The following is a 16,197-nucleotide window of genomic DNA, read 5'->3' as shown; positions in this document are numbered from 1 at the left end:
AAGTATTAGGATTCTAGGAGGAAATGGTATGCGTTGTCCGAAATGTGGTGGGAATAAATCAAGTGTAGTTGATAGCAGACAGGCAGAAGATGGAAATACGATCCGTCGCCGTCGTGAGTGTGAGGAATGTCAACACCGCTTTACGACCTACGAGCGTGTTGAAGAGAGAACCCTAGTTGTTGTCAAGAAGGACGGGACACGCGAGCAATTTTCTCGGGATAAGATTTTTAACGGTATTATTCGCTCCGCTCAAAAGCGGCCAGTATCTAGTGACGAAATAGAAGAGATTGTCAACCGAATCGAGCAAAAGGTCCGCAGTCAGAGCGATAATGAAATCAATAGTGAATATATTGGATCCTTAGTCATGGATGAACTGGCAGAGCTGGATGAAATCACCTACGTTCGTTTCGCCAGTGTTTACCGGAGTTTCAAGGATGTGGGAGAGCTAGAAAGCCTGCTCAAGCAGATTACTAAGGGGTCCAAGAAGAAAAAGGACAAATAAATGAAACCAAACCATCAGTTTTCTTTCTTGCGCAATAATGCAGTCAGCCCTGATATTGCTATCTTGACCAAGCTCTATCTGCCGATTTTGGGGAGAGAAGCGGTAACACTTTATCTTTATCTGCTGTCTTTTGTGGATAATGGGCAAAAACAGCACCTCTTCAGTCAGATTCTCAATCATTTAAATTTTGGACTTAATATTTTAGAAGAAAGTTTTGAGCGTTTGGCGGCGATTAAGCTAGTGGACCTTTATCAAACAGATGACCATTATCTGGTTCAACTCCACCCGACCTTAAAGGCGGAGGAATTTTTCAGCCATAATGTGTACAGCCGGCTCTTGGAAAAGAAAATCGGCGAAGCTGCTGCAGATGCCCTGCGGCCAGAAAATCCTAGTGGAGAGAAATTGGTCAAGCCTTTTATGCAGGTGTTTGGTATGGAAGCTGAGCAGCCAAGGGCAGTGCGAAAGGCCAATGATTTTGATTTGGAGTATTTCAAGCAACGGATGGCTCAGGACAATCTTCGCTTTGCCAATGAAAAAGAAGATTTATTAGAATTGTTTGCAATTGCTGAGCAGAAGAAGTGGACTTGGTATGAGACCTATGTCTTGGCGAGAGAAACTGCTGTTTCTCAGGTCATTTCTACCAAGCGGATGAAGCAAAAGCTAGCTCAGAACCCAGTAGAAGGCCAATTTTCTAAGCAGGAGCAGTCTATCATTCAAGAGGCAAAACGAACATCTCCAATGGTCTTTCTGGCAGAAATCAAAAAAACCCGTCAGGCTGCTATTACACGGACGGAGAGAAAGCTTTTGCTGGATTTAGCTGAATTGGGCCTTTTGGATGAGGTTATTAACGTAATCTTGCTCTTGACCTTTAATAAGGTGGATTCAGCCAATCTCAATGAAAAGTATGCTCTCAAGGTAGCCAATGATTTTTCTTATCAAAAGGTGACGACAGCTGAGGAAGCTGTCTTGAAAATTCGTGAGCGCAGCCAGCAGACGAATAATCGTCCAGCTAAATCTGGACAAGGCTCTACCAAGAGCAACGTACCTGACTGGAGTAATCCTGACTATAAAGATGATACTACTCCTGAACAACAAGCAAAATTAGAAGAGAAAAGACGCAAGCTTTTAGAAAAAATTAGAAAGGGTTCGGGTGGCGATTAAATGGAGAAAATAGGACAGAATATGCCTCATATGAATAGGGTGCGGCAGTTTGACTATCAGGAGCTGGTCAAGCAAATCATGGCGGACCCAGATGTGGCAGCCTTTATCCAGCGGGAAAAGCTGACCCAAGCTGAGATTCAGCGGAGTGTCTCCAAGTTTAACCAGTATATTACGGAGCGCAATCGTTTCTTGCTGGGGGATGAGACCTATATTGCCAAGGGCTATAAGCCAATCTTGGTGAAAAATGAAGGCTATGCGGATGTTGCCTATGAGGAGACGCCTGAGTTGATTGAGCTGGAAAAGTTGAAAAATATTAAAGATCGGATCAATCTAATTAACCTACCTTCTAGCCTTAAAGATGCGAGTTTCGGTCAAATTGACTTAAAAAAGAATCGTGATGAAATTTTTGAACGATTGGCTAATTTTGTCGCTGCTTATCCTAATTATCAAAAGGCTGTTTATCTCTATGGAGATTTTGGTATTGGGAAAAGTTATTTGATGGCTGCTTTAGCTCATGAATTATCAGTAGCGCGAGGGGCTTCAACTACTCTAGTTCATTACCCAAGCTTTGTTTTGGATGTGAAGAATGCAATCAGTTCCGGCTTGGTAAAGGAGAAGATTGACCAGGTCAAGACAGCTCAAGTGCTGATTTTGGACGATATCGGTGCAGAGCAGTCTAGCCCCTGGATGCGCGATGAGATTTTGCAGGTCATTCTACAGCACCGCATGCAGGAAAATCTGCCAACTTTCTTTACTTCTAACTTTAGTTTTACGGATTTGGAACGACACTTTGCCAGCTCTAAGAATGGCGATGAAACTTGGCAGGCCAAGCGAGTTATGGAGCGAATTAAGTTTCTAGCACAGGAGGTGCGACTAGAAGGAGAGAACCGCCGATGAATGAAACGATTTACTTGATGAAAGCTCATACATCTGTTCGCCGCTTTACTGAGGAGCAGATTTCGGATAAGGAATTACGTGCCATCATTGATGCTGGGCGGGCTGCGTCCAGCTGGAAGAATTTTCAGTCTTATTCTATCATTGTGGTGCGAAGCAAAGAGAAAAAAGAAGCCCTCTTTGACCTGGTGCCCCAAGAAGCCATTCGGCAGTCTTCGGCCTTCCTGCTTTTTGTTGGCGATCTCAATCGTGCTCAAAAGGGCGTTCATATGCATACGGAAGACTTTTATCCTGAGGGGCCGGAGAATCTCCTGATTAGCTCAGTAGATGCCGCTCTGGCGGGTCAAAATATTCTCTTAGCAGCTGAAAGTCTGGGTTATGGTGGGGTAATCATTGGATTGGTTCGTTATGCTGCCAGTCAAATAGCGGAGCTTTTCAAGTTGCCGGACTACACTTATCCTGTCTTTGGGATTGCTCTGGGAACTCCCAACCAGAACCATGCAGTCAAGCCACGTCTGCCTTATGAAGCGGTGGTCTTTGAGGAAGAATATCGTGAACAGGATTGTTCCACTATCCAAGCCTATGACCGCGTACAGACTGAATATGCCGGTGAGCGAGCTAAGGAAACCTGGAGTCAGCGCCTAGCTGCTCAATTTGGTCAGGAGCCTAATCAGGCTATTGACCAATTGTTCAAAGAAAAGAAATTAGAAAAATAGGGCGGAGTTTGGCTCTGTCCTAAAGAATGAAAGAGGAAAAACATGGCCTTACCAACTATTGCCATTGTCGGCCGTCCCAATGTCGGCAAGTCAACGCTCTTCAATCGGATTGCTGGTGAGCGGATTTCCATTGTAGAAGATGTCGAAGGGGTGACCCGCGACCGAATCTATGCGACCGCAAACTGGCTCAACCGTAAGTTTAGTATTATTGATACGGGCGGAATTGATGATGTTGACGCGCCTTTTATGGAGCAAATCAAGCACCAGGCTGAGATCGCCATGGATGAAGCAGATGTTATCGTTTTTGTCGTGTCTGGCAAGGAAGGTATTACGGATGCGGACGAGTATGTGGCTCGCATGCTCTATAAGACTCATAAGCCGATTATTTTAGCGGTCAATAAGGTCGACAATCCTGAAATGCGCAATGAAATTTTTGATTTCTATGCGCTTGGCTTGGGTGATCCATTCCCAGTTTCCTCAGTTCACGGGATTGGTACAGGGGATGTTCTTGATGCGATCGTTGAAAATCTGCCTAATGAAGAAGTCGTCGAAAATCCTGATATGATTAAGTTTAGCTTGATTGGGCGTCCTAATGTCGGCAAGTCTAGCTTGATCAATGCCATCTTGGGGGAAGACCGAGTCATTGCTAGCCCAGTGGCTGGTACAACGCGTGACGCTATTGATACGGTCTTTACAGATAGTGAAGGTCAGGAATTTACCATGATTGACACGGCTGGTATGCGCAAGTCAGGCAAGGTCTATGAAAACACGGAAAAATACTCTGTCATGCGGGCTATGCGGGCGATCGATCGCTCAGATGTCGTTCTCATGGTTCTTAATGCCGAAGAGGGAATTCGTGAGTACGACAAGCGAATCGCTGGCTTTGCCCATGAAGCAGGAAAAGGTATTGTCATCGTTGTCAATAAGTGGGATACGTTGGAAAAAGATAACCATACCATGAAAGACTGGGAAGAGGATATCCGAGACCAGTTCCAATACCTTTCTTATGCCCCGATTATCTTTGTTTCTGCCTTAACCAAGCAGCGTCTCCATAAGCTGCCGGATATGATTAAGCAAATCAGTCAGAGTCAGAATACCCGTATTCCATCAGCGGTGCTCAATGATGTTATCATGGATGCCATTGCCATTAATCCGACACCGACTGACAAGGGCAAACGCCTCAAGATTTTTTATGCGACTCAGGTAGCGACCAAGCCACCGACCTTTGTCATTTTTGTCAACGAAGAAGAACTCATGCACTTCTCTTACCTGCGTTTCTTGGAAAATCAAATTCGCAAAGCTTTTGTCTTTGAAGGAACCCCGATTCACTTGATTGCAAGGAAGCGGAAGTAGAGTTGTAAAACAGCAATTTGACAAACATACGTTTACATGTAAAAATGAAAGTAAGCATAAGAGCTTGCTTTTCTTTTTTTATGTCGAAAGTATGGTATAATGGTGAGATAAATGTAAGGTGGTAATTATGGCAAAATTAATTCCTGGTAAGATTCGGACAGAAGGAATTGCTCTGGTTGAAAACAATAAGGTAGTAATCCTTGAGGTCAGTGATTCACTTTTATATGCTCGTGTGGATGAGTGCAATCTGCGCTATAGCTTGGATGATGATGTCATCTTTTGTTATTGCGACTTTTTCCAGAAGAAAAAATACTGTGCCCATCTGGCAGCCTTGGAGTATTATCTGAAAAATGCCCCATCGGGAAAAGATGTGCTAAAGAGTATGGAAGAAGAGGAGTTGACCAGTCAGGAGACCCAAGAGCTGGTTTCTTTCGGAAGCTTGTTCTTGGATAAGGTCTTGCCGGAAAAATCCGATCAACAGGTTCGTTATGAGCTCTCGGCTACTGGTCAGGAGGACTCTTATACAGGGCAGTTTCTCTGGAGTCTTCGGATCAGTCGCTTGCCGGACGAGCGCTCTTATGTTGTCCGAGACGTTCTTTCATTCCTTCGGACCTTGGAAAAGGGCGGGCATTATCAGATTGGTAAGAGTTATTATGAGGCTATTCATTTGGAGGATTTTGATGAAGCCAGTCAAGATTTGCTCGTTTTCCTGCAGGGGCTAGTTCTCGACTATCAGGGGCAAGATTCTTCTTTGGTTTTCCCAAATGCTGGGCGCAATCTTTTCTTCCCAGCCAGCATCTTTGAAGAGGGAGTTATCTTCCTGATGAATCTGTCTTCTTTCCGCTTAGAGTACAGCCTTTACGACTACAGTGAAGTCTTTTTCCAAGATTTACATGAAGAGGCAGAAGTTTATACTTTCCAAGTGGAAGAGCATGAAGAGCATTTTGAGCTAGTCATTGCTGAGAAGAATTATAAGCTGCTTTATGATGGCCAGTTTATCTTTTATGGAGATACTTTCTACCAGCTAAATCCTCAGCAGATTAGACTGATGAAGGCTTTACGGGAGCTGCCTATAGAGCATGATCGGTTGAAGCGCCTGCAATTCGACTTGTCGGAGAGGACGAAGCTGGCTTCCAGTTTGTCTGAGTTTAAAAAGGTTGGCCGGGTAGAAGCACCTGAAAGTATGATGATTCATGACTTTACAGCCAAGTTTGACTTTGACATCGGTCCTGACAAGCGTCTGATTTTGGACACTGTCTTTGACTATGAAGACAGGAAGGTGACGACTCGCAAAGATTTGGAACGTCTGCCTTTTGCGGGTAATTTTGAGCATGAGCAGCAAGTCTTTAAGCAAATGCTGCAGGCAGGTTTTGTGGCAGACTTTTACAGTCAGCGACCGCCTCTGAAGCCAGAAGAAATTTATCATTTCTTCTCAGAAGTCATTCCCAACTTTGAGGCTTTGGGCCATGTCAGCATGACAGAAGAGTTAGAGGCACTGGCACAGACAGAAAGTCCAAGGATCTCTGTCAAGATGAAGGGCGGCCTCTTGGATGTTGGTTTTGATTTTGCTGGCATTGAGCAGTCAGAGATAGACGCAGTGCTTGATTCGCTCTTTAAGGAGCAGGACTTCTTTATCAGTAAGTCTGGGCAAGTCTTGATTTTCGATGAAGAGACCAAGGAGATGAGTCGGACTTTGCAGCAGCTGCGGAGTAAGCGGACTAAAAATGGCTTTATTCAGACCAGCAGTCTGGCGGCTTATCAACTGGCAGAGTTCTTTAAGGGCAAGGATAGGGTACAGTTTTCAAAAGATGTGCATCAACTGGCCTTTGACCTGACTCACCCTGAGGAATTTCCGCTTCCCAAGCTGCAAGTCAAGGCTGACCTTCGGGATTACCAAGAGACGGGTGTCAAGTGGTTATCTATGTTGGATAAGTATGGATTTGGTGGAATTCTGGCTGACGATATGGGACTAGGGAAGACTCTGCAGACGATTTCTTTTCTGAGTTCGCGTATAGATGACTCTAAGAAAGTCTTAATCTTGGCGCCATCCAGCCTGATTTACAACTGGAGCGATGAGTTTGCTAAATTTGCTCCGCATCTGGATGTGGCGGTGGTGTATGGTCTGAAAAATGTTCGTGATGAGCTGATAGCGGAGAAGCATCAGATTACCATTACTAGCTATGCTTCCTTTAGACAGGATGTAGAAGAATACCAGGACAATCACTTCCAGTATTTGATTTTGGATGAGGCTCAGGTGATGAAAAATGACCAGACCAAGATTGCCCAGTATTTGCGAGATTTTGAAGTGGAGCATACCTATGCCCTTTCTGGGACGCCGATTGAGAATAATCTGGGAGAACTTTGGTCTATTTTCCAGATTGTCATGCCAGGACTTTTGCCAAGTAAAAAGGAATTTTTAAAACTGCCGGCTGAGAAAGTCGCCCGTTATATCAAACCATTTGTCATGCGGCGCAAGAAAGAAGATGTGCTGCAGGAATTGCCTGATTTGATTGAAGTTGCCTATCGCAATGAATTGGCAGATAGTCAGAAGACTATCTATCTGGCTCTGCTCAAGCAGATGCAGGACAGAATTATCCATGCGACAGAAGATGAAATCAACCGCAGCAAGATAGAGATTCTGTCAGGTCTTATGCGCCTCCGCCAGATCTGTGACACTCCGAAGCTGTTTATGGAAGATTACGAGGGCGAGAGCGGTAAGCTGGAAAGTTTGCGGGAATTACTTGAACAGATACAAGATGGTAATCGCCGTGTCCTCATATTTTCACAATTTCGTGGTATGCTGGATATTATCAAGAGTGAACTGGACAAGATGGGCATGGAGTCCTTTAAGATTACTGGCTCTACTCCGGCCAAGGAGCGTCAGGACATGACAACAGCCTTCAATGAGGGCCAGCGTTCAGCCTTTCTAATCTCCCTCAAGGCTGGAGGTGTCGGTCTCAATCTGACTGGTGCAGACACAGTCATCTTGGTCGACCTCTGGTGGAATCCAGCAGTTGAGGCCCAGGCCATCGGCCGTGCCCACCGTATCGGTCAGGAGCGCAATGTCGAAGTCTATCGGATGATTACACGGGGTACGATTGAGGAGAAGATACAGGAGTTGCAGGAGAGCAAGCGCAATCTGGTTTCGACTATTCTGGACGGAGCAGAAGCCAAATCCAGTCTCTCTGTGGAGGAAATTCGAGAAATTCTGGGAATTTCAGCAGAATAGCTTGAAAAATAGCCTGAATAGTTTATAATAATGAAGGGTTGAAAGGAAAAAGATATGACTGATAAACAATTTCCTCTGGTGTCAGATGATGAAATCATGCTGACGGAAATGCCGCATATGAATCTTTATGATGAACTGGATCTCATTAGCAACATTACCGGAGACTATACAGACCGTAATTATTTGGAATGGATGCCGATTGTGGACTCCAGCAGGCATGCTCCCATCGCTGCCAGTCAGGCTATCAGAAGACCGCTGCAAAAGCAATCTGCTTTCAAGGATTTTAAAAAGCCGATTGATAAGAAAGATCCGGCCATTCGTTATGCTGAGCAGGCACGCGAGGAAGCTCGGGCAGATTTGAAAAAGAAGCGTTCAGCTTCTTATCTGACTAGCGACCTTCCGACTAAGGTCCGCAGCAGAAAGCTTCCAACAGCTTCTAATGCAGAAAGACCTAAGCCAACAGCTCCTTTTCAGAAGAATACATCAGGGGAATTTACGAAGTTTGGCGATAGGCTTCAGCAGGAAAACTATATTTTGGCGGATATTCAGCCTGAGTATAGCCCTCAGCCGCAGGAGCCGGAAGAAAAGCCTAAGAAGAACAATTATGATTTTTTAAAAACCAGTCAGATCTATAATCAGGATAGAGCTAAGGAGGAGCAGTTGAAGCATTCCAAGGCTCAAGAGCTGAACTTGACAGGCTTGGACAGTGAATAAAGCTGGCTTGCTCGAGTATTTTCTGCCTGCAATTTTCTAATGTATAAAGGAAATTGCTGTTTGCTTATGTAAATGTAAAATCTATCTGCATATAACATCCATCATCGGTTGAAGAAGACTGATGCTAGAAGCTGGGACCTACTGATTGGTCCGGCTTCTTTGGTGTTTTGGTGGTGCCTAAAAGCTTGTACATAAAGAAAATCCCTGCGGGCTGATTAGGGTCTGCGGAGATTTTCCTCTTTTGACTTGCTTTTATGGCCTTGTATCTTAAGGAGTAATCATGACGAAAACCTATCATTTTATCGGGATTAAGGGCTCTGGTATGAGCGCTTTGGCTTTGATGCTGCACCAGATGGGCCATAAGGTTCAGGGCAGTGACGTTGATAAATATTATTTCACTCAGCGCGGTTTGGAGCAGGCTGGCATTTCCATCCTGCCTTTTGATGAAAAGAATATCCAGCCAGACTTCGAAATCATTGCCGGCAATGCCTTTCGTCCAGATAACAATGTAGAAATTGCCTATGCAGACGCAAACGGTATTGGCTATAAACGCTACCATGAGTTTTTAGGTGGCTTTATGCGTGACTTTGTCAGCTTGGGAGTGGCTGGTGCCCACGGGAAGACCTCTACAACGGGAATTCTCTCCCATGTTCTCTCCAATATCACGGATACTAGCTATCTGATTGGGGATGGTACTGGCCGCGGTTCTGCCAATGCCAAGTACTTTGTATTTGAGTCAGACGAGTACGAGCGTCATTTCATGCCTTATCATCCGGAATACTCGATCATTACCAATATCGATTTTGATCATCCGGATTATTTCACGAGCCTGGAAGATGTCTTTAACGCTTTCAATGACTATGCCAAGCAGATTACTAAAGGCCTCTTCATCTATGGAGAAGATGAGCAGCTGCGCCGGATTACGTCCAAGGCTCCGATTTACTACTATGGCTTCAAGGAAGAGGGCAATGACTTTGTCGCTCACGACCTCTTGCGTTCTACCAGCGGTTCAGGCTTCAAAGTTTCTTTCCGCGGGCAAGAGCTGGGCGAATTCCAGATTCCAAGCTTTGGCCGCCACAACATTATGAATGCGACAGCAGTCATCGGCCTCTTGTATACTGCAGGTCTTGATCTGAATCTAGTTCGGGAACACCTCAAGACCTTTGGTGGAGTTAAGCGCCGTTTCACTGAAAAGATTGTCAATGACACAGTCATCATTGATGACTTTGCTCACCATCCAACGGAAATTATCGCGACTCTGGATGCAGCTCGTCAGAAGTATCCAAGCAAGGAAATCGTGGCAATCTTCCAACCGCATACCTTCACTCGGACCATTGCTCTCTTGGACGAATTTGCGGAAGCCCTCAATCAGGCTGACTCAGTCTATTTAGCTCAGATTTACGGATCAGCGCGTGAGGTGGACAATGGCGATGTCAAGGTCGAAGATCTGGCTGAAAAGATTGTGAAGCGGGCCAAGGTCATTGACGTAGATAATGTTTCTCCGCTTCTTGACCACACTAATGCAGTTTATGTCTTTATGGGAGCTGGGGACATCCAGACCTATGAGTATTCCTTTGAACGCCTCCTGTCCAATCTGACCAGCAATGTTCAGTAGGAGGAGACTTGATGGAAGCACCGATTCGAATCAGACAGGCTGACTTGAGCGACTGGGAAGAAATTCTTGCAATCGAGCAGCTGAATTTTCCAGCAGCAGAAGCAGCCAGTTCAGAAGTTCTCAAAGAGCGGATTGAGCAGATTCCAGATACTTTTTTGCTAGCAGAGCTGCATGGTCAGCTGGCGGGCTATATTGTTGGACCAGCTGTTCAGGCGCGATATTTGACAGATGACCTCTTTAGCAAGGTGGGTGCTAATTCTCCAGAAGGTGGCTTCATTGCCGTCCAAAGTCTGTCCGTCCATCCTGATTTTCAGAGGCAGGGGGTCGGAATCTTGTTGCTTGCAGCTCTCAAGGAGATAGCTGTTCAGCAAAATCGAAAGGGCATTAGCCTAACCTGTCATGATGAGCTGATACCATATTATGAGATGAATGGTTTCGTCCACGAAGGGATTTCTGACTCGACTCATGGTGGAGCTGTCTGGTCTGATATGGTGTGGGAAAATCCCAATTTTAAGGAGAAGTGATGATTATCCGTCAAGCTCAAATGGCTGACTTAGATGCCATTTATGCTATCGAATTGGAAAATTTCAGTCCAGAAGAGGCTGTTAGCCACGAAAGTCTTGCAGCACATATCCAAACCCTATCTTCGACTTTTTTGGTAGCAGAAAAGGATAGTAAGATTCTGGGCTATCTGGAGGGACCTGTCCGTCCAGAACGTTATTTAAAGGATATTTCCTTTACAGAGGAGATTGAAGATTATGGTCATCTGGACGGTGGCTTTATCTCACTGACCAGCCTTTCTATCTCGAAGGATGCTCAGGGGATGGGAGTCGGTCGCAAGCTATTGGAAGCTATGAAAGAAATTGCTATAGCAGATCAGCGCCACGGCATCAATCTGACCTGCCACGACTATCTCACCGCTTACTACGAGAAGCATGCCTTTGTAAATGAAGGTTTGTCACAATCAACTTACGCAGGTGCTACTTGGTTTGACATGGTCTGGGAAAATCCTAGTTTCAAACTGCAAAAAAACCAATAATAAGCTAGAAAATCCTACTCTTATTGCATTTATCTGACTTTTAAGATATAATGTTAGGGATTATGATGAAGGAGGTCAAATTTTTGACTGAAAAATCACAAGACAAAGAGAAGAATCTGAGCTTTAAAGAGCAGATTTTGAAAGACTTAGCTGGAGAAAAGGAAGAACAAACTCCCTCTTCAACTAGCCAATCAGAAGCGGACTCTGCTTCTGCAAAAGAAACAGCAGCTGCGAAAGACTTTGAAGCTAGACCGGCTTCAGTAGATGTTTCCTACAAGGTTGCAGAGAATGAAAAGGCTCACCCTCAGGTCTATGGCCGAGTGGATGAGGAAGATAAGAAGCCCAATGAGGTCCTATCTCGGGCTAATCGGGCCAACAACACGGTCAAGAAAAAACGTCAAAACACCTTAGCCCGCAGGATTATGACAACGGTTCTGCTGATTGTCCTGCTGGGACTTGTGGTCACAGGAGTTGTCGGCTATACTTATGTATCTTCAGCTCTTAAACCTGTTGATGCAAACGCAACAGAGTATGTGACGGTTGAAGTACCAGAGGGCTCTAGCTCTAAACAGATTGGGGAAATCCTCGAGAAAAAGGGGCTGATTAAAAATGCCCAAGTTTTTAGTCTCTATTCCAAAATTAAAAGCTTTAACAATTACCAGTCTGGCTATTACAATCTCCAGAAGAGTATGGACCTAGATACCATTGCTCGGCAGCTTCAGGAAGGTGGAACAGATACACCGCAACCACCAGTTGTTGGTAAGGTTACTATTCCTGAAGGATATACACTGGAGCAGATTGCAGAGGCCGTGACGGTTAATGCAGCTGCAACTTCTAAGAAGACTAGTAAGACACCTTTTAGTAAAGACGATTTCCTAGCTAAGGTGCAGGATGAAGCTTTCATTTCCAAGATGGCGGCTAAATATCCACAGTTGCTGGGTACATTGCCAAGTAAGGACAGCGGAGTCAAGTATCGCTTAGAAGGTTACCTCTTCCCTGCCACTTATAACTATGGTGAGGATGCGGATCTGGAAAGCTTGATTGACCAGATGTTGGGCGCTATGAATACCAATCTGTCTTCTTACTACTCTACTATCGAAGCGAAGAACCTAACGGTTAATGAAGTTCTGACACTTGCTTCTCTGGTAGAAAAAGAAGGTTCGACAGACCAGGACCGCAAAGATATTGCCAGCGTATTTTATAATCGTCTCAATCAAGCGATGCCGCTTCAGAGTAATATCGCTATCCTTTATGCTCAAGGCAAGCTAGGAAAGAAAACGACTCTGAAAGAGGACGCTGAGATTGATACCAATATCGACTCGCCTTTCAATGTCTATAAAAAAGAAGGGCTTATGCCTGGGCCAGTTGATAGTCCGAGCCTGTCAGCTCTGGAAGCTACCATTAATCCAAGTAAGACGGACTACCTCTACTTTGTGGCAAATGTTGAAACAGGCGCTGTTTACTTCGCCAATACTTATGAGGAACACGCTAAAAATGTTGAGGAGCATGTCAACAGCAAGCTCACTCAATCCAGCAGCACTGATTAAATTGCTGTTATTGCAGATTAGAGAAAGCTAGGCAGCTAGTTCTAGCTTTCTCAGTCCTGCTATATAAAAAAGGGACTGATACAGACTTGTCTCAGCCTCTTGTTTTAGTTTTAAAATAAAAGAAAATAAAAGAAAAGAGAAAAAATGGCTGAAAAAACTTATCCTATGACCCTAGAGGAAAAGGAAAAACTAGAAAAAGAATTAGAAGAATTGAAATTGGTGCGTCGTCCAGAAGTGGTAGAACGTATTAAGATTGCCCGCTCATACGGCGATTTGTCAGAAAACAGTGAATACGAAGCTGCAAAGGACGAACAGGCTTTTGTGGAAGGTCAGATTTCTAGTCTGGAAACCAAGATCCGCTACGCTGAGATTGTAAACAGTGACGCTGTAGCCAAGGATGAAGTAGCTATCGGCAAAACAGTTACCATTCAAGAAATAGGCGAAAGCGAAGAGGAAGTCTACATTATCGTTGGTTCTGCTGGTGCAGATGCTTTTGCAGGCAAGGTATCCAATGAAAGCCCGATTGGTCAAGCTTTGATTGGCAAAAAGACAGGTGATACTGCAACAGTCGAAACACCGGTTGGCAGCTACGACGTTAAAATTCTCAAGGTTGAAAAAACCGTTTAATCGATACCAAAAGGAACTGGCTAGAAGACTGGTTCTTTTTTCGTTTCTTTTAAGACAGAGAGTATAGGATAGATAAGAAGAGCAGGGGAAAAATAGAGAAAAGACAGATGGTTATGCTATAATGAGAATAAGCTAGAAAAGTAGGAGAACTGTATGCAAGAGCAAGATATTTATGGGAAATACGGCGTCTACCTGCCCAAGATTTTAGAGGATCTTAGTCAGCGTATTCAAGAGGCTAATGATCGAGTCAAGCAGGAAACAGGGCAGAAGCTTTTTGAGCATTTTAATGCACGGATCAAGCAGGCAGCCAGTATGGAAGAGAAATGTCAACGCAAGAATCTGCCTAGGGTGCCAGAGTCTGCCCTGAAAGAAATTCGTGATGCGATTGGGATTCGGATTGTTTGCGGTTTTATTGAGGACATCTATCAGACTATTGAGGTGCTTCGTCAGCTGGAGGGCTGTGAGATTGTTCTGGAAAAGGACTATATCCGAGCTGCCAAGCCTAATGGGTATCGCTCCTACCACTTGATATTAGAGGTGGAGACTCCTTATGAGGACTGTCATGGTCAAAACCCCGGCCGCTATTTTGTAGAAATCCAGCTTCGGACCATTGCTATGGATTCTTGGGCCAGCTTAGAGCATCAGATGAAGTACAAGCACGAGATAAAAGACAGCAAGCGGATTGTCCGCGAGCTGAAACGCTGTGCAGATGAGTTAGCTTCCTGTGATGTGACCATGCAGACCATCCGCAATTTGATTCGAGAAAGTGAGTGAGATGATGAAGATTTTATTAGCTGAAGATGAGCAGCAGCTGTCCCGTGTCCTGGAAACGGCGATGACCCATGAGGGCTATCAGGTTGATACCGCTTTTGATGGGCAAGAAGCTGTGGACTTGGCCAAGGAAAATGCTTATGATTTGATGATTCTGGATATCATGATGCCGGTAAAGACAGGCATTGAAGCGCTGAAAGAAATCCGCCAAACCGGCAATACGACCTATGTCATCATGCTGACAGCTATGTCAGAGGTGGATGACAAGGTCACAGGGCTGGATGCCGGTGCAGATGATTATCTGACCAAGCCCTTCTCTCTGAAAGAGCTTCTAGCTCGCCTGCGGTCTATGTCAAGACGGGTAGCGACGTTCACCCCCAATTTGCTGCAGATTGGCCAAACCAGCCTCAATGTCGGAGAACATGAGCTTATTAGCTCCAACTCCATCCGCCTAGCCGGTAAGGAATCTAGAATGATGGAATTTCTCATGCTCAATGCTCAGAAGAGTCTTTCCACTCAGGAAATCTTCCGCCATGTTTGGTCCAAAGACGAGGATGAGGATTTGGACGAAGGCTTCGTCTGGATTTATATTTCCTATTTGCGTCAGAAGCTGAAGGCTATTCATGCTGACCTTGCTATCTTGGGTGAGGAAGGCGGCAGTTTCACTCTGGTGCCGCTGGAAGGAGATGGCCATGTTTCGGAAGCTTAAAATTCGGTTTATTCTGCTGGCTTCGGCGGCTATTGTCTGTATTTTGCTGACCATGATTGCTGTCTTAAACTCCGTTCGCTTTCTGCAGACTAACGGAGAAATCCAAGCCGTTCTCAATATTCTATCTGCCAATAATGGAGATTTTCCCAGCGTAGAAGAAACGGCAGAGAGCTTGCAAAACGACCGTATCACCATTGACACGATCTACCAATACCGCTATTTTAGCGTGGTCTATAAGGAAGACAAGACACTTTACTCCTCTAACTTGGACCATCTTTCCAATCTATCTAAGGAGCAGGCGCTCAGCTATGCTAACAAAGTGATTAAGGACAGCCGCAGCAGTGGGGTTTTTAAGGTAGGCAGTCAATTTTATTCCTACCAGATAACGCAGGATTCCAAGACCAAGCGCTATTTACTGGTGGTCTTAGATTCGACTAATTATCTCGAAAGCCGCAATGACTTTTTCTGGCTGTCTATCCAGTTATGCTTCTATAGCTTTATTTTCTTTGTTTTAGTCGTGTCCGGATTTTCCAACTTTGCCATCCGTCCCTATATCAAAAACTATGAAAACCAAAAACGTTTCATTACCAATGCGGGACATGAATTGAAGACGCCATTGGCAATCATCTCAGCCAATACGGAGCTGCAAGAGCTGATGACTGGCGAAAATGAATGGACAGAAAGCACCAAGGATCAGGTCAAGCGCCTCAGTAATCTAATCAATCAAATGGTCGTTTTGGCCCGTCTGGAAGAGCAGCCAGATGTTACCTTGGTAGATGTGAATTTCTCAGAAGTTGTCAAAAAAGTGGCTGGGAACTTCAAGTCTGTCATCGAGAAGGCGGGCAAGAAGTACGAGATCAAGCTGCAGGAAGATATCCATGTCAAGGCAACTGAAGATGAACTTTATGAATTGGTTAGTATCCTGATTGACAATGCCTGCAAGTATTGTGACGAAGATGGGCAAATTTTTGTCACTCTGACCAAGGCTAAGCGCGGGAAACGAGCTCGTCTGACGGTGGCCAATAGTTACGCGGACGGCAAAAATGTTGATTACAGTCGCTTCTTTGACCGTTTCTATCGCGAAGACGAATCGCACAATCAGAAGCAGCCTGGCTATGGAATTGGCCTATCCATGGCAGAAAGTCTGGTGCGGATTTTCAAGGGCAGGATTTGGGTTTCGTATAAGAAGGGCTTGATTGGCTTTACCGTTTTACTGTGATAGAGTCACCTCGTTCATCAGTTATTGCTTTGTTTGCTGAGTTTTTTGTATCGATTACGCCGATTCTTACTCGAGATTAAAAAAATTCTTCTAGCTAATAC

General features: G+C 44.8%; 15 protein-coding genes. All 15 read left to right on the top strand.

Going from position 1 to position 16,197, the window contains the following annotated elements; genetic code table 11:
• Window positions 1–28 precede the first annotated feature (28 nt).
• Window positions 29–502: a transcriptional regulator NrdR gene (gene nrdR / locus HMPREF9389_RS00200; RefSeq protein ID WP_002894570.1), complete on the top strand. Its 474-nt coding sequence runs from the start codon at window positions 29–31 to the stop codon at window positions 500–502.
• A complete protein-coding gene (locus HMPREF9389_RS00205) occupies window positions 503–1,663 on the top strand; it encodes a DnaD domain protein (protein ID WP_002931435.1) in 1,161 nt (386 codons plus the stop codon).
• Window positions 1,664–2,560 carry a primosomal protein DnaI gene (gene dnaI, locus HMPREF9389_RS00210; RefSeq protein WP_002931434.1) on the top strand — a complete coding sequence of 299 codons (897 nt, stop codon included), beginning with the start codon at window positions 1,664–1,666 and terminating at the stop codon, window positions 2,558–2,560. It abuts the gene before it with no gap.
• Complete coding sequence (locus HMPREF9389_RS00215) at window positions 2,557–3,273, top strand: NADPH-dependent oxidoreductase (RefSeq protein WP_002931433.1); 717 nt, start codon at window positions 2,557–2,559, stop codon at window positions 3,271–3,273. Before dnaI ends, HMPREF9389_RS00215 begins: the two co-directional genes overlap by 4 nt.
• A 42-nt stretch (window positions 3,274–3,315) precedes the next feature.
• Window positions 3,316–4,626 carry a ribosome biogenesis GTPase Der gene (der, locus tag HMPREF9389_RS00220; protein WP_002931428.1) on the top strand — a complete coding sequence of 437 codons (1,311 nt, stop codon included), beginning with the start codon at window positions 3,316–3,318 and terminating at the stop codon, window positions 4,624–4,626.
• 127 nt (window positions 4,627–4,753) lie between these two features.
• Window positions 4,754–7,855 carry a DEAD/DEAH box helicase gene (locus tag HMPREF9389_RS00225; protein ID WP_002931426.1) on the top strand — a complete coding sequence of 1,034 codons (3,102 nt, stop codon included), beginning with the start codon at window positions 4,754–4,756 and terminating at the stop codon, window positions 7,853–7,855.
• A 54-nt stretch (window positions 7,856–7,909) separates the two neighbouring features.
• A complete protein-coding gene (locus HMPREF9389_RS00230; protein ID WP_002905155.1) occupies window positions 7,910–8,569 on the top strand; it encodes a hypothetical protein in 660 nt (219 codons plus the stop codon).
• A 280-nt stretch (window positions 8,570–8,849) separates the two neighbouring features.
• Window positions 8,850–10,184 (top strand): UDP-N-acetylmuramate--L-alanine ligase, encoded by a 1,335-nt coding sequence (gene murC, locus HMPREF9389_RS00235; protein ID WP_002931418.1) that lies wholly within the window; start codon window positions 8,850–8,852, stop codon window positions 10,182–10,184.
• 11 nt (window positions 10,185–10,195) lie between these two features.
• A complete protein-coding gene (locus HMPREF9389_RS00240; RefSeq protein ID WP_002931416.1) occupies window positions 10,196–10,708 on the top strand; it encodes a GNAT family N-acetyltransferase in 513 nt (170 codons plus the stop codon).
• Window positions 10,708–11,223, top strand: a complete 516-nt coding sequence (locus tag HMPREF9389_RS00245; protein ID WP_002931415.1) for a GNAT family N-acetyltransferase — start codon at window positions 10,708–10,710, stop codon at window positions 11,221–11,223. Before HMPREF9389_RS00240 ends, HMPREF9389_RS00245 begins: the two co-directional genes overlap by 1 nt.
• Window positions 11,224–11,273: 50 nt before the next feature.
• On the top strand, window positions 11,274–12,770 hold the full coding sequence (mltG, locus tag HMPREF9389_RS00250) for an endolytic transglycosylase MltG (protein ID WP_002931413.1): 1,497 nt from the start codon (window positions 11,274–11,276) through the stop codon (window positions 12,768–12,770).
• 144 nt (window positions 12,771–12,914) lie between these two features.
• A complete protein-coding gene (greA, locus tag HMPREF9389_RS00255) occupies window positions 12,915–13,397 on the top strand; it encodes a transcription elongation factor GreA (RefSeq protein WP_002931411.1) in 483 nt (160 codons plus the stop codon).
• 153 nt (window positions 13,398–13,550) lie between these two features.
• Complete coding sequence (locus tag HMPREF9389_RS00260; protein ID WP_002931409.1) at window positions 13,551–14,171, top strand: GTP pyrophosphokinase; 621 nt, start codon at window positions 13,551–13,553, stop codon at window positions 14,169–14,171.
• 4 nt (window positions 14,172–14,175) lie between these two features.
• Window positions 14,176–14,877 (top strand): response regulator transcription factor, encoded by a 702-nt coding sequence (locus HMPREF9389_RS00265; protein WP_032906749.1) that lies wholly within the window; start codon window positions 14,176–14,178, stop codon window positions 14,875–14,877.
• Window positions 14,861–16,096 carry a sensor histidine kinase gene (locus tag HMPREF9389_RS00270; protein WP_032906665.1) on the top strand — a complete coding sequence of 412 codons (1,236 nt, stop codon included), beginning with the start codon at window positions 14,861–14,863 and terminating at the stop codon, window positions 16,094–16,096. The genes HMPREF9389_RS00265 and HMPREF9389_RS00270 overlap by 17 nt, the downstream gene beginning before the upstream one ends.
• Window positions 16,097–16,197 lie beyond the last annotated feature (101 nt).

The sequence above is a fragment of the Streptococcus sanguinis SK355 genome (assembly GCF_000212855.1).
Taxonomy (GTDB): Bacteria; Bacillota; Bacilli; order Lactobacillales; family Streptococcaceae; genus Streptococcus; species Streptococcus sanguinis_A.
Note: the sequence above shows the minus strand (reverse complement) of the source record. Positions and strands in the feature narration are given on the sequence as shown.

Coding starts and splice junctions, on each gene's coding strand:
- nrdR (WP_002894570.1), top strand. CDS start 29: ATGCGTTGTCCGAAATGTGGTGGGAATAAATCAAGTGTAGTTGATAGC.
- HMPREF9389_RS00205 (WP_002931435.1), top strand. CDS start 503: ATGAAACCAAACCATCAGTTTTCTTTCTTGCGCAATAATGCAGTCAGC.
- dnaI (WP_002931434.1), top strand. CDS start 1,664: ATGGAGAAAATAGGACAGAATATGCCTCATATGAATAGGGTGCGGCAG.
- HMPREF9389_RS00215 (WP_002931433.1), top strand. CDS start 2,557: ATGAATGAAACGATTTACTTGATGAAAGCTCATACATCTGTTCGCCGC.
- der (WP_002931428.1), top strand. CDS start 3,316: ATGGCCTTACCAACTATTGCCATTGTCGGCCGTCCCAATGTCGGCAAG.
- HMPREF9389_RS00225 (WP_002931426.1), top strand. CDS start 4,754: ATGGCAAAATTAATTCCTGGTAAGATTCGGACAGAAGGAATTGCTCTG.
- HMPREF9389_RS00230 (WP_002905155.1), top strand. CDS start 7,910: ATGACTGATAAACAATTTCCTCTGGTGTCAGATGATGAAATCATGCTG.
- murC (WP_002931418.1), top strand. CDS start 8,850: ATGACGAAAACCTATCATTTTATCGGGATTAAGGGCTCTGGTATGAGC.
- HMPREF9389_RS00240 (WP_002931416.1), top strand. CDS start 10,196: ATGGAAGCACCGATTCGAATCAGACAGGCTGACTTGAGCGACTGGGAA.
- HMPREF9389_RS00245 (WP_002931415.1), top strand. CDS start 10,708: ATGATTATCCGTCAAGCTCAAATGGCTGACTTAGATGCCATTTATGCT.
- mltG (WP_002931413.1), top strand. CDS start 11,274: ATGTTAGGGATTATGATGAAGGAGGTCAAATTTTTGACTGAAAAATCA.
- greA (WP_002931411.1), top strand. CDS start 12,915: ATGGCTGAAAAAACTTATCCTATGACCCTAGAGGAAAAGGAAAAACTA.
- HMPREF9389_RS00260 (WP_002931409.1), top strand. CDS start 13,551: ATGCAAGAGCAAGATATTTATGGGAAATACGGCGTCTACCTGCCCAAG.
- HMPREF9389_RS00265 (WP_032906749.1), top strand. CDS start 14,176: ATGAAGATTTTATTAGCTGAAGATGAGCAGCAGCTGTCCCGTGTCCTG.
- HMPREF9389_RS00270 (WP_032906665.1), top strand. CDS start 14,861: ATGTTTCGGAAGCTTAAAATTCGGTTTATTCTGCTGGCTTCGGCGGCT.